Annotated in this window: 12 protein-coding genes; 7 read left to right on the top strand and 5 right to left on the bottom strand. The window is 60.5% G+C overall.

What is annotated here, in order from left to right; genetic code table 11:
• The first annotated feature begins 43 nt into the window (after positions 1-43).
• Positions 44-499 carry a rhodanese-like domain-containing protein gene (locus tag ACMGGW_RS15885; RefSeq protein WP_043140156.1) on the top strand — a complete coding sequence of 152 codons (456 nt, stop codon included), beginning with the start codon at positions 44-46 and terminating at the stop codon, positions 497-499.
• 4 nt (positions 500-503) lie between these two features.
• Here ACMGGW_RS15885 and flk read toward each other — a convergent pair whose 3' ends face one another.
• A complete protein-coding gene (gene flk / locus ACMGGW_RS15880) occupies positions 504-1532 on the bottom strand; it encodes a flagella biosynthesis regulator Flk (protein ID WP_060447957.1) in 1029 nt (342 codons plus the stop codon).
• Positions 1533-1737: 205 nt separating this feature from the next.
• Between flk and ACMGGW_RS15875 the strand changes: the two genes are divergently transcribed.
• The 4 genes from ACMGGW_RS15875 to ACMGGW_RS15860 are packed head-to-tail and all read left to right on the top strand — an operon-like array spanning position 1738 to position 5392.
• Positions 1738-2100 (top strand): hypothetical protein, encoded by a 363-nt coding sequence (locus ACMGGW_RS15875; RefSeq protein WP_025303708.1) that lies wholly within the window; start codon positions 1738-1740, stop codon positions 2098-2100.
• A gap of 49 nt (positions 2101-2149) precedes the next feature.
• On the top strand, positions 2150-4186 hold the full coding sequence (locus ACMGGW_RS15870; RefSeq protein ID WP_197832393.1) for a protein-disulfide reductase DsbD family protein: 2037 nt from the start codon (positions 2150-2152) through the stop codon (positions 4184-4186).
• A complete protein-coding gene (locus ACMGGW_RS15865) occupies positions 4183-4899 on the top strand; it encodes a DsbA family protein (protein ID WP_025303706.1) in 717 nt (238 codons plus the stop codon). Before ACMGGW_RS15870 ends, ACMGGW_RS15865 begins: the two co-directional genes overlap by 4 nt.
• Complete coding sequence (locus ACMGGW_RS15860) at positions 4892-5392, top strand: redoxin domain-containing protein (RefSeq protein ID WP_197832392.1); 501 nt, start codon at positions 4892-4894, stop codon at positions 5390-5392. Before ACMGGW_RS15865 ends, ACMGGW_RS15860 begins: the two co-directional genes overlap by 8 nt.
• On the opposite strand, the gene ACMGGW_RS15855 is transcribed toward ACMGGW_RS15860, so the two are convergent.
• The gene (locus ACMGGW_RS15855) at positions 5389-6855 is read right to left on the bottom strand and encodes a PLP-dependent aminotransferase family protein (protein WP_089181156.1); all 1467 of its coding nucleotides are present in this window, start codon (positions 6853-6855) and stop codon (positions 5389-5391) included. The two genes, ACMGGW_RS15860 and ACMGGW_RS15855, sit on opposite strands and share 4 nt — an antisense overlap.
• A gap of 172 nt (positions 6856-7027) precedes the next feature.
• Between ACMGGW_RS15855 and ACMGGW_RS15850 the strand changes: the two genes are divergently transcribed.
• Positions 7028-8023: a DMT family transporter gene (locus ACMGGW_RS15850; RefSeq protein WP_043140143.1), complete on the top strand. Its 996-nt coding sequence runs from the start codon at positions 7028-7030 to the stop codon at positions 8021-8023.
• A gap of 156 nt (positions 8024-8179) precedes the next feature.
• The gene (locus tag ACMGGW_RS15845) at positions 8180-8812 is read left to right on the top strand and encodes a CatB-related O-acetyltransferase (RefSeq protein WP_197832391.1); all 633 of its coding nucleotides are present in this window, start codon (positions 8180-8182) and stop codon (positions 8810-8812) included.
• A gap of 112 nt (positions 8813-8924) precedes the next feature.
• On the opposite strand, the gene ACMGGW_RS15840 is transcribed toward ACMGGW_RS15845, so the two are convergent.
• The 3 genes from ACMGGW_RS15840 to ACMGGW_RS15830 form a co-directional block, all read right to left on the bottom strand.
• The gene (locus tag ACMGGW_RS15840; protein ID WP_127146845.1) at positions 8925-9722 is read right to left on the bottom strand and encodes a hypothetical protein; all 798 of its coding nucleotides are present in this window, start codon (positions 9720-9722) and stop codon (positions 8925-8927) included.
• A 515-nt stretch (positions 9723-10237) separates the two neighbouring features.
• Entirely contained in the window at positions 10238-11755 is a 1518-nt protein-coding gene (locus ACMGGW_RS15835) for a tripartite tricarboxylate transporter permease (RefSeq protein WP_043140139.1), read from the bottom strand.
• An 11-nt stretch (positions 11756-11766) separates the two neighbouring features.
• Positions 11767-12198, bottom strand: a complete 432-nt coding sequence (locus ACMGGW_RS15830) for a tripartite tricarboxylate transporter TctB family protein (RefSeq protein ID WP_025303701.1) — start codon at positions 12196-12198, stop codon at positions 11767-11769.
• Positions 12199-12203 lie beyond the last annotated feature (5 nt).

Here is a 12203-nt window from a genome sequence, read left to right as displayed (position 1 = left end):
CGGGCACTATTGTCATCTGTCTTGATCAACGGGAGTGAGTGATATGCCGAAAGAATCCTTGGTGCTGGCTTTTCCGCCAGCGGCGCCGGAAGAGAGCCTGGCCTATCTGGCGGCCAAACTGAGCCGCTATGCGGATGCCTGGGACGTGGCGGAAGATTTGCGCAATGGCGTGGACGGGATGGTGGTGATCGATACCCGTGCGGAGGCGCTGTACGCCGCCGGGCATATCCCCGGCGCGTTCAGCTTGCCGCATCGCCTGATGGATGAAGCCGGCACGGCGCACCTGGATCGCCAAAAGGTGTATGTGACCTACTGCGACGGCATTGGCTGCAACGGTTCCACCAAAGGCGCCTACAAGCTGGCGACGTTGGGGTTCAGGGTGAAGGAGTTGATTGGCGGGCTGGATTTCTGGCTGCGCGACGGCCATCCGTTGGCCATCGGCGAACAGCCGGGATCGCTGCGCGATCGGGCGGCTGTTGCGGACTGCGGCTGCGCCTGAGGCGTTAAAATACTAGCGCCAGCACCACGGCCAGCACCAACAGCAGCAGGATCAGCGCCACGGCCGGCTTGCTGAGCGCTTTTTGCAGTGGCAGAGGCAGGGCGGCGATCAGCGGGTTGAGCAGCGGCTGTGGCTCGACAGGGTGGCTGGCGATCGGCTGCGCCTGGCCGGCCTTTTCCAGACGGCGGGCAAACAGTTGATGAATGGCGTCGCTCATTTGCGGGTGCGTCAGCGGCGCATTGGCGCCGCAGTTGAAGCGCGCCTGGCAATAGTCGTTCATCTGCTGCAGTTCTTGCTCGTCCGCCGGCTGTTTGAGCGCCGCCAGCAGGTTGTTCAGCGTCGGTGCGCTCTGCGGGCTGAGCGCCACTTTCACCTGTAAAAACTGGTTCAGCAGCTGGAAGTGGCGCGCCGGCAGCGGATCGTTGGTTTTCACACCCGCCAGATCGAACAGCGTTTGCCAGATTTTAGCCGGCGCTTCGCCGGTGGCGGCACTGAGTTTGGTGATCTGCTGCTGCAGGCTTTGATGCTCTGCGGGCAGCAGCGGGCGATCGCTGGTGGCGGTTTGCTGCGGCTGGGGAATGGTCAGGCCGCCGGTCTGCAACAGATTCAGCACTTGCTGCAGCTGCGGCGGGCTCAACTGGCTCAGCACCGTATGGCCGAACTGCTGGCGAATAAAGTCGCTGACCGCCTGGCGGTTGTTGCCCAGGGGCAGTAATTCGGCCAGCTGTTGCAACAGCTGGCGCCCGGCGTGGTTTTGCTGCGCCTGCGTCAGGCGCGTTTGCAGCAGCTGTTCCGCCGGTTGAAAATGGCGCGCCAGCAGTTCGCCGCCGTTGTCGGCGCCAAGATCGTGACGCAGAGACGCCCAGATCTCCGCCGACTTTGCCGGGCTGAGCGTCATGATTTTCACGATCAGTTTTTCCAGCGTCGTGCGCTGCGCCGGAGAGAGGGGTTGATCGTCAGTGGCCGCCGTTTTGCCCGGGGAGGGAGGGCGCTCGCCGGCGATTGGGGTGCCCGGCCCACTCAAAGGTTGCATATCACCAGTCCTTCGCTGTGTATCCCCGCAGTGTGCCTGGAGGAGAGAATCGTCATCGTACCCGGCGAAAAGCGCAGGCTTACCCTCTATGATACCTGTAATTCGCCGCCATCAATACCGCCGCTCAGACATTTCTTTACCGACAAAACGTTGCTAATCGCGTCTGCGCCGCTAAGATAACCCCAGATCTGAACATGAGGATGGCATGGTTAAACGGCAGCGGATTGCAAAATGGTTTTTATGCCTGGCTTGCCTGGTGGTGCTGACGTGCATGACCCAGCGTATGGCGGGCCTGCATGCGCTGCAGCAAACGCTGGGGATCCCGGCGGCCACTGCCGTTCAGCCCAGCGACGCCGCCGCCGAAGCGCAGCCGACGCCCTGTGAGCTGAGCGCCAAATCATTGCTGGCCGCGCCGCCGGTAATGTTCGAAACCGTGCTGTTCGGGCTGGGGCTGCTGCTGGCGCTGTTGGCGCCGACCATGGCCGCGCGCCTGCGCATTCCTCCTCCCCGCGTCATCTCACCGCCCACCCTCAGGGTGCACCTTCGATTATGCGTCTTCCGTGAATGAGTTAATCGCCCGTTTTTCGCGGTGAATTAATCATTTATGGAGAATTAACATGTTGAAAATTATCAGGCTGGCCTGCGCTTGCCTGTTTATGCTGTGGCTGCCTGCCTTGCAGGCGGCGGACAGCGGCTGGCTGCAGAACCCGGCCAACGATCATGCCAAGGTGCGGCTGCGCGCCGACACGTCACAGCCGGGAGAGACCCGTCTGCTGCTGTCGGTCGAGCTGCAAAAAGGCTGGAAAACCTACTGGCGCTCTCCAGGCGAAGGCGGCATCGCGCCGGCTATCGTCTGGCAGGGCAACCCGCCGCCCGCAACCTGGCACTGGCCGACGCCGCAGCGTTTCGAGGTGGCCGGCATTTCCACCCAGGGCTATCACGATCGGGTCACGCTGCCGATCGTGATGCCAGGCCAGGTGTCCGGCCCGCTGGCGGGCACCCTGACGCTGTCCACTTGCAGCAATGTCTGCATTCTGACCGACTACCCGTTCAGCCTGGATCTGACCATGCCGAACGATCCGCTGTTTAACCACGATTTCGCGCAGGCGATGGGGCAGGTGCCGATCGCCGCCGGGTTGGCGGAAAGCGTCAAGGCCGGTTACCGCAGCGGCGAGCTGCAGATTTCCGCCGAACGCGCCGCCGGTTGGCAGCAACCCGCGCTGTTCTTCGATACGCTAGCGGATGCCGATCTCGGCAAGCCGCAGGTCGAGACCGACGGTGCTCAGCTGTTGGCGCGAGTGCCGGTCAGCGACGGTTGGGGCGATGCGGCGCCGGATCTGCGCGGCAAAACGCTGACGTTGGTGATTGACGACGGCGGCATGGCGCAGCAGATTACGCTGCCGATTGGCGATCCGCTGGCCGCGCCTGCCGGTGCGGCGTTCCCGTTATGGCAAGCGGTATTGATGGCGCTGGCGGGTGGGTTAATCCTCAACCTGATGCCGTGCGTGCTGCCAGTGCTGGGCATCAAGCTCGGTTCTATCCTGCAGGTGGAGCATCGCGATCGGCACAGCGTTCGTTTGCAGTTCCTGGCGTCGTCGCTGGGTATCGTCGCCTCGTTTATGGCGTTGGCCTTGCTGATGACGCTGCTGAGACTCGGCAACCACGCGCTTGGCTGGGGTATTCAGTTCCAGAATCCGTGGTTTATCGGCTTTATGGTGCTGGTGACGCTGCTGTTCAGCGCCAACCTGTTTGGCCTGTTCCATCTGCGCCTCTCATCCGATCTGAATACCTCACTGGCCACCCATAACGGGCACGGTCTGAGCGGCCATTTCTGGCAGGGCGCGTTCGCTACGCTACTGGCGACGCCGTGCTCGGCGCCGTTTCTCGGCACGGCGGTGGCCTTCGCGCTGGCGGCGTCGCTGCCGGTGCTGTGGGGCATGTTCATCGCACTCGGCATCGGCATGAGCCTGCCGTGGCTGCTGATCGCCGCCTGGCCTTCGCTGGCGCTGCGCTTGCCGCGCCCCGGCCGCTGGATGAATACCGTCAAGCTGGCGATGGGGTTGTTGATGCTGGCGTCGTCGCTGTGGCTGCTGAGCCTGCTGAGCAATCATATCGGCGTGCAGGCCACGCTGTGGCTGGGGGCGCTGGCGCTGCTGGCGTTGCTGCTGGCAGTATGGCGTCAGCAGGGAGCACGGTTAGCGGCCGAGCTGGCGGCGGGCACGTTGGTGCTGGCTGGCGTGGCCTTGTTGGCCGGCTCGCTGACCGCCGGCCTGTGGCGCCAACCGTTGCAGGATCGGGTGCAGTGGCAACCGCTGAGCGAACAGGCGATTGCCGAGGCGCTGGCCCAGCATAAGCGGGTGTTCGTCGACGTGACCGCCGACTGGTGCGTGACCTGTAAAGCCAACAAATTCAATGTGCTGCTGCGCGATGACGTACAGCGCGCGCTGAGCGCCGACGATGTGGTCGCGCTGCGCGGCGACTGGAGCCGCCCGTCGGCCGACATCAGCGCCTTCCTGCAAAAGCGCGGCAGCGTCGCCGTGCCTTTCAACCAAATCTATGGCCCCGGCAGCCCGGACGGCGAGGTGTTATCCCCGCTGTTGACCCGTGACGCCGTGCTGCAAACGCTCTCCCATGCCAAAGGAACCGAACAATGAAAAAGCTACTGATTTTACTGATGATCATCGCCGCCCCGGCGTGGGCCGCCGAGCCTTTCACCCCGGCGCAAGAGGCGCGCATTAAAGAGATGATCCGCGAAACGCTGGTGTCCAACCCGGACATTCTGGCGCAGGCGGTGGACGCCTGGCAGCAGCAGACCGCAGGCCAGCAAATCAGCCAGGCTATCAAGCAGAATGCCAAAACGCTGTATCAGGATCCGGCCAGCCCGCGCCTGGGCGCCGCCAACGCCAAACTGACGCTGGTGACCTTTACCGACTATAACTGCCCGTACTGCAAGCGGTTTGATCCGATGCTGGAGAAGATCGTCAAGCAATACCCGGATGTGGCGCTGGTGGTGAAGCTATTGCCGTTCAAGGGCGAAAGCTCGGTCAGCTCGGCGCGCGTGGCGCTCACCACCTGGCAGCAGCATCCGGATCAATTCTGGGCTTTGCACCAGCGGCTGATGGCGAAAAAGGGCTTCCACGACAAGGCCAGCATCGCCGCCGCGCAAGAAAAAACCGGCGTCAAGGCGGTGGCTCCGAGCGAACAAAGCATGACCACGCTGCGCACCAATATGGAATTGGCGGAACAATTGGGCGTACAAGGGACGCCGGCGACGCTGATTGGCGATCAAATGCTGCCGGGGGCGGTGTCCTATGAAGAGCTGGAAACGATGGTGAAGCAGCAGCTGGCGAAGGCCAACCATGGCTAAGCTCAAGCGCTGGGGGCGCGAGTTGCTGCTGCTGGCGCTGATCGTACTGGCGGTGGTCACGGTAATGGATTGGCTGAACGCGCCGCAGGCGCCGTCGGCCTTCGATGCCCAGACGCTGACCACGTTGGACGGTGAGCGTGTATCGTTGGCGCAGCTCAGCCATGAACGGCCGCTGCTGGTTTACTTCTGGGGCAGTTGGTGCGGCGTCTGCCGTTTCACCACGCCGGACGTCGCCCGTTTGCAGGCGACGGGCGGCAACGTGCTGACCGTCGCGCTGCGCTCGGGCGACGATACCCAGGTGAAACAGTGGCTGGCACGCAAACGGCTGGCGCTGCCGGTGGTCAACGATCCGGCCGGTACGCTGTCGGCGCAGTGGCAGATTGGTGTGACGCCGACCTTCGTGGTGATCTCGCAGGGCAAAGTGGTGCAGAGCACCACCGGCTGGACCAGTTACTGGGGGATGAAGCTGCGGCTGTGGTGGGCCGCCGTCTAACCGGCGTTTTTCTCTGTTATCACTTCCTCAATCGCCCGGCCTAGCCGGGCGATACCTTCTTCAATCTGCGGCGGCGAGTTGGCGGCAAAGTTTAGCCGCAGACTGTGCGCGCCCAGCTGTTCCTGGGCATAAAAGCATTCGCCGCGCGCGAAAGTGACGCCGTGTCGCCAGGCCACCGGCATCAGTTCGGTGGTGGTTACCGTCGCGGGCAGCGTCAGCCAGATAAACAAGCCGCCTTGCGGCGTTTCGAAACGGCACCCCGGCGGCAACCGCCGTTGCAACGCGTCGATCATCACTTCCAGATGGCGGCGGTAGACGCGCCCGGCGCGCCGCAGCTGCTTGTCGTAACGGCCGACGGTGACGAACGCGTCCAGTGCCCGCTGGATCAGACTGGAGCTGGTGAAGCTGTCGACGTGTTTCAGCCTGGCGAAACGCTGATAGTGTTCGCTGTCCGCCACCAGATAGCCGATGCGCATGCTGGGCAGCAGCATCTTGGAGAAAGTGCTGACGTAGATCACCGCGCCCGGCTGCGCCAGCGCGCGCAGCGACGGCAGCTGCTTGCCCTGGTAACGCAGATCGCCGACGAAATCGTCCTCCAGGATCACCACGCCGGCCTGTTGGGCGATCGCCAGTAGGCGTCGCCGACGCACCTCGCTCAGGCAGCGGCCGGTCGGGTTGTGGAAATTGGGGATGGTGTAGATCAGTTTAGGGCGGTGGCGTTCCAGCAACTCGGGCAATCGTTCGACCAGCATGCCGTGGCGATCGCCGGGCACGGTGACGATATTGATGCGGTGCTGGCGCAGCAGGCCCAGCGCTTCGGCGTAGGTCGGCTCTTCGACGATCACCGTATCACCCGGCGCCAGCAGGCTTTGCACCACCAGACTGATGGCATGCTGCGAGCCGTTGGTGATCAGCACCTGTTCCGCCTGCGTGGGGATACCCTGTGCGCTGAGGATGCGGCTCAGCGTATCGCGCAGCGGGTAGTAGCCGCAGTACTCCCCGTAGCTGAAGGCTTCTTCCGCATGGCGGCTGAGCACCGACAGCAGCACTTTGCGAAACGCCTCCAGCGGAAACACCTTAGGGCTGCCGACGCCGGCGGCGAAGTTGATCAGCCCCTCGGGCAGCGGGGCGTCGGCATAGCCGTCCAGCCGCGAGGTGAGGGTGGTGAAGCTTTCCAGCGGGAAGGGGGTATCGCTGCTCGGCCGGGCTGGGCGCGCCTGCGTCTGCGGGTGCGCAACATAGGCGCCGCTGCCGCGCCGCTGATGCAAAAAGCCCTTGGCCGCCAGCTCGGCGTAGGCGTTATCCACCGTTAAACGGCTGACCGCCAGCTCGGCCGCCAGCGTGCGCGTCGAGGGCAGCTTGTCGCCATCGACGAACACGCCGGTAAGGATGGCGCGCCGCAGCGCTTCTTCGATCTGTAAATAGAGCGGAACGTCCTGCTCGCGATCTAACGGGATGTGCATGCAAAATTGGCCCGGTTAGGGAGAGATATTTTCACTATACCCCATGTCATCAGGGCTTCAAGCGCAGAAAAGTGGCCTGTATGACAACGCCGTAAAGTGGCTATAGTGAGAAAAAATGGCCGAGTTACACTCTGTGCCTGAGTATTTATGTCGCCATTTCTCCGAGGATCTCATGTCATTACCGTCAGGCGTTTCCGCCCGGCCTTTGCTGCCCGGCGCGCGTCTCTTTCAGGGCAGCCGCCAGGGTTACGTCATCGCCATTATCAGCGCCATGCTGCTGGCCTTTACCGCCATCATCATTCGAGCGCTGACCGAGTACTATCACCTGCCGACTTTCGTGCTGGCGTTCTGGCGCGCGGCGCTGGTGGCGCTGGTGCTGTTGCCGCTGCTGTTGGTGGTGAAACCGCAGTGGGCGCGCCTGCGCCGTGAACAGGTATTGTTCTACGCGCTTTACGGGCTGCTGCTGGCGCTGTTCAACAGCCTGTGGACGCTGTCGGTGGCGCTGAACGGCGCATCGGTGGCGACCATTCTGACCTACTGCTCGGTGGGCTTTACCGTGTTCCTCGGCTGGGTGATGTACAGCGAACGCCTGACGCTGCGCCAACTGCTGGTGATCGCCATCAGCCTGGGCGGTTGTTTCTTGGTCAGCAACGGCGACAGCATGGGCAACCAGCACTTCGACTTGTTGGGGCTGCTGGTGGGGATGCTGTCGGGCATCGGCTATACCCTGTATACCCTCGGCGGGCGGGTGGCCAGCGAACGGGGCTATCCGGTGTGGAACACCATTTTGTACGTTTTCGGTTTTTCGGCACTGTATCAGCTGGTGTTCAACGCGGCGCTGACGGCGTTCCCGCTGGCGGCGTTCCACGGCATGGCCGGCTCTCTGTGGTTCCTGTCGCACGGCGCGCAGGGCATTCAGTGGAGCGGCTGGCTGTTGCTGCTGGCGCTGGCCGCCGGGCCGACGCTGTTGGGCTTCGGGTTGTATAACATCAGCCTGAAAACGCTGCCGCTGGCCGTAGCCAACCTGATCCTGTCGTTGGAGCTGGTTTTCACCGCGGCGATCGCCTATTTCCTGCTGGGGGAAAACATGAATCAGCTGCAGCTGCTGGGCAGCGCGCTGGTGATGGGCGGGGTGCTGCTGTTGAAAAGCAAGACCGCCGAGGCGTGATCGGCTACCATTACGCCTCGCAAGAGAGGCGGTAATGATGAATAACCCGAGATTGAAACGAGCGCTTATCGCTTGAATGGCCGTGTTGAGTGAACGACAACACGGCCACAGACATTCCGTTCCGTGGCTTTTATTCCCGTAACAAGAGAATACGCCATGTCCGAAAAACACTGGTCCAACACCGAACTGCTGCATCAGACGGTGACCAACCCGAATATCATCGTCAAAGGCACCCACAGCTACTACAGCGACTGTTGGGATAACGGCTTCGAACGCTCGGTAGTGCGCTATCTGCACGGCGACGCGGTCAGCCGGCAATGGCAGCCGCTGGGTGACATAGATCGCTTGCTGATCGGCGATTATGTGTGCATCGCGGCCGAAGCGGTGATCCTGATGGGGGGTAATCACACCCACCGTATCGACTGGTTGAGCCTGTACCCCTTTATGGAAACCATCAAACGGGCGTACCGCCCCAAAGGCGACACCCGGCTGGGGGACGGTTGCTGGATTGGCATGCGGGCGATGTTGATGCCAGGGGTATCGATAGGCGAAGGGGCGATCGTCGCCGCTGGCAGCGTGGTGGCCGGCGATGTTGAGCCTTATGCCATCGTCGGCGGTAACCCGGCGAGGTTTATCCGTTGGCGATTCGCGCCGGAAGTTATCGCGCGGTTGCTTGCGTTGCGCCTCTATGACTTGTCCGAGGCGGACTTTGCGGTGGTACAGCCTTTGCTGGTCGACAATGATATTGCGGCCGTAGAGCGGGCGATATGCAACATTAAGCGTTATTAAATGAAAAGGACGGGGTAATGACCCCGTCCGAGAGTGACTGAGATAATCGGGCCAAGTGTACCAGAAACTCTCCGACTGTTAATCCTCGCTCCACGGCAGCCGTATAACTGCATTATAGAAATGCAATGTATATAATAGCATTGCCTGAGAAAGGTCCTGGGTCTACGGTATTATTGGCTGTCAGTTTTGCTTTTAGATTGATATTTTTCTGTTGGCCGCCAGTCAAAGAATAATCCACGCCTGTCCATGCGGAATTTCCATCTAAAAAAAGCGTCGAATAAAAATTTTTGGTGTTTCTGAAATAAATATTTCCATCGCCTAATGTAGATTGGGCATATATTTTTACCGTGCCTGACTGAGTGCATCCGATTGTTCCATAAATCGTTCTCTCCATCCCGGAAATCTCGTCCTGCGAAAGCGTACCAAAATCTATCACAGGAGGGAGATTCACATCACAAGATTGGTTTTGGGGAGGCAATTTGCCGCAAACAGAATTAGGCCATAAAAACGCCCCCCCGGCTAGTGATGGCGTATGTACATAAAAAAGCCCAACGCAACTGGCATCCCTACCGTTCACCAGGTAGGGTCGCGAGGTCCATGGAATGCCAAAGGAGTTTTTCCAGGCGATCTCTATTTCTTTTGCGGTTCTATATTTTTCAATTCGAAGACAATTTTTAGAGTCTATACATGAGCCATGTAGCCCAGGATTTCGGGTACTGTATTTGACATCAGGGCCAATAAAACAAGACGACCATCCATAACAAGGATTGAGATCAGAAGGGTTCTCATCCCACGCAACCAACGATTGAACAACCGTTAGGTTAACAAAAGATACGGGAAGCATATATGCGCCAGCTATAGCTTGTTGAGATAATAAAAATGTGCAGCAAAAAATAAATATTCTAAACATTATAACTCCTGATTTTATATTTATCTTCCCTATTGATTGTCATCTATAATGCCGCCCATGTTTTGGTGGATTTATAGAGAATATCGGCATCACATTATCATGTGTCTGAGTGAACAGCAATAATGTAGGTTCTCGAATTAGCTGGTTGATTTAGTCTGGGTTTTTATTTTTATGATTAAATAAAAAGTATAATTAATGACAATGTAATAGCTCAGGTTACTTTCTTCACTCTCTCCGTCAATAACGATATAAAAGGGTCACGTAGAGTGTGTGTGGGGGGAGGAGGAGGGGCCAAATGTAGTGGCAAAAATTGATAGCCGTTATCAGGTTAAAAAACGGTATCAAAAAGGTAACGGACATCTGTAATGGATCAATCGCGGACAACAAAAGTTTTTGCGTGTTTAGACATGAAAAATCCAGAGTCAAAAGTCTGGCTCTGGATTTTTTCTCTGGTCGGCTTATTCAAGCTCTCTCAAACGATCGGCATCAGAGATCATAACACCGCCCGTTTCGCATTACTCGGCCTTGGCCTCGGCCACCGGTTGGCGGCGTTTACGCATCAGGCGCAGCAGCGGCGGCAGCGCCAGTACCGCGACCGCCAGCACCAGCAGCGTTTGCGCGATGCTGCTGCTCCACAGGATGCCGAATTCGCCGTTGCTGATCGACAGCGCGCGGCGCAGGTTCTGCTCCAGCATCTCACCCAGAACAAAGCCCAGAATCAGCGGCGACATCGGGAAGTGCATTTTCCGCAGGATATAGCCGAACACGCCCAACCCCACCATCAACAGCAGGTCGAAGGTGGTGCTGTGCACCGCATAAACCCCCACCGCGGAAACTGCGGCGATCGCCGGCACCAGGAACCACAGCGGAATGGTCAGCATGCGGGTGAACAGGCCGACCAGCGGCAGGTTCATGATCAGCAGAATGACGTTAGCGATCAGCAGCGCGGCGATCAGCCCCCAGACGATATCCGGCTGTTCGGTGAACATCGCCGGGCCGGGGGTGATGTTGTACAGCGTCAGCGCGCCCATCATCACCGCCGTGGTGCCGGAACCCGGCACCCCCAGCGTCAGCATCGGAATGAATGAGCCGCAGGCCGAGGCGTTGTTGGCCGCTTCCGGCGCCGCTACGCCGCGGATGTCGCCCTTGCCGAAGGTGTCGCTGTTACCGCTGATTTTCTTCTCGGTCATGTAGGTCAACGCGCTGGCGATGGTGGCGCCGGCGCCCGGCAGAATGCCGACGAAGAAACCGATCACCGACGAGCGCAGGGTCGGGCCGGCGCACTGCGCCGCCTCTTTGCGGTTGAACAGCAACCGGCCGGTTTTACGCACCAGCTTTTGCCCGGCGCTGGTGCTTTCCAGCATCAGCAGGATTTCGCTGACCGAGAACAGGCCGATCACCACCACGATAAACTGCACGCCGTCGGAGAGGTGCACGCTGTCGAAGGTAAAGCGGTAAACGCCGGTGTTGGCGTCGACGCCCACCGTCGCCAGCCCCAGGCCGATCAGCGCCGCCAGCAGCGATTTCAGCGGGTTTTGGCTCATCATGCTGCCGAGGCAGGCGATGGCGAACACCATCAGGGCGAAATACTCCGCCGGGCCGAAGGCCAGCGACCAGCGGGCCAGCAGCGGCGCGAACAGGATGATGCCGCCGATGGCGATCATCGATCCGACGAACGAACTGACCGCCGAGATGGACAGCGCCACGCCGGCGCGCCCCTGCTGCGCCATCGGGTAGCCGTCCAGCGCGGTCATGATCGCCGCCGCGTCGCCCGGCACGTTGAGCAGAATCGACGAGATGCGGCCGCCGTACTCGCAGCCGATATACACCGTCGCCAGCAGGATTAGCGCCGATTCGGCCGGCAGCTTGAGGGCAAATGCCAGCGGCAGCAGGATCGCCACGCCGTTGATCGGCCCGAGGCCCGGCAGCAGGCCGACGATGGTGCCGACGAAGCAGCCGATCAGGGCGATAATCAGGTTCTGCGGCACCAGCGCCACTTCGAACCCTTGGGTCAAATACATCCAGGTATCCATCATCGCTCCCGTTAGCTCAGCCAGATGCCGAGCGGCAGTGTGACATCGAGAAGTTGGTCAAAGGCGTAGTACAGCGCTGCGCCCATGACGACGCCGGAGAGGGCCGCCGCCGGCAGGCTGGCCTGAAACAGCAGGCCGATGCTGAACGTCAGCAGCGCGGTCGCCAGCGGAAAGCCCAGCCATTCAAAGCCCCAGGCATACAGCACCAGGGTGATCACCAGCACCAGCAGCCGCTGCAGCACCTTGTGGTGCGGCCAGTCCACCGCCTGTGGGCGGCGCAGCAGCAACAGGGCCGCGCACAGCGCCATCAGGCTGAGGATCGCCAGCGGGAAAGGGCGCGGCCCCAGCGGTTCATAGCTGTATTCGCTTTGAATGCCCCAGCCGATGAACAGCCCGCCGATACACAGCAGCAGCCAAAAGCCGGCAAAAATACGATCGCTCATGGTTT

It is taken from the genome of Serratia sp. BNK-4 (assembly GCF_048685115.1).
In the GTDB taxonomy this organism is placed as follows: domain Bacteria; phylum Pseudomonadota; class Gammaproteobacteria; order Enterobacterales; family Enterobacteriaceae; genus Serratia; species Serratia bockelmannii.
Note: the sequence above shows the minus strand (reverse complement) of the source record. Positions and strands in the feature narration are given on the sequence as shown.

What these genes read in the sequence shown, in the direction of transcription:
- ACMGGW_RS15840 (WP_127146845.1), bottom strand. Translation starts at nt 9,722, where the DNA reads ATGTTTAGAATATTTATTTTTTGCTGCACATTTTTATTATCTCAACAA.
- ACMGGW_RS15855 (WP_089181156.1), bottom strand. Translation starts at nt 6,855, where the DNA reads ATGCACATCCCGTTAGATCGCGAGCAGGACGTTCCGCTCTATTTACAG.
- ACMGGW_RS15835 (WP_043140139.1), bottom strand. Translation starts at nt 11,755, where the DNA reads ATGGATACCTGGATGTATTTGACCCAAGGGTTCGAAGTGGCGCTGGTG.
- ACMGGW_RS15850 (WP_043140143.1), top strand. Translation starts at nt 7,028, where the DNA reads ATGTCATTACCGTCAGGCGTTTCCGCCCGGCCTTTGCTGCCCGGCGCG.
- ACMGGW_RS15860 (WP_197832392.1), top strand. Translation starts at nt 4,892, where the DNA reads ATGGCTAAGCTCAAGCGCTGGGGGCGCGAGTTGCTGCTGCTGGCGCTG.
- ACMGGW_RS15845 (WP_197832391.1), top strand. Translation starts at nt 8,180, where the DNA reads ATGTCCGAAAAACACTGGTCCAACACCGAACTGCTGCATCAGACGGTG.
- ACMGGW_RS15830 (WP_025303701.1), bottom strand. Translation starts at nt 12,198, where the DNA reads ATGAGCGATCGTATTTTTGCCGGCTTTTGGCTGCTGCTGTGTATCGGC.
- ACMGGW_RS15865 (WP_025303706.1), top strand. Translation starts at nt 4,183, where the DNA reads ATGAAAAAGCTACTGATTTTACTGATGATCATCGCCGCCCCGGCGTGG.
- ACMGGW_RS15875 (WP_025303708.1), top strand. Translation starts at nt 1,738, where the DNA reads ATGGTTAAACGGCAGCGGATTGCAAAATGGTTTTTATGCCTGGCTTGC.
- ACMGGW_RS15885 (WP_043140156.1), top strand. Translation starts at nt 44, where the DNA reads ATGCCGAAAGAATCCTTGGTGCTGGCTTTTCCGCCAGCGGCGCCGGAA.
- ACMGGW_RS15870 (WP_197832393.1), top strand. Translation starts at nt 2,150, where the DNA reads ATGTTGAAAATTATCAGGCTGGCCTGCGCTTGCCTGTTTATGCTGTGG.
- flk (WP_060447957.1), bottom strand. Translation starts at nt 1,532, where the DNA reads ATGCAACCTTTGAGTGGGCCGGGCACCCCAATCGCCGGCGAGCGCCCT.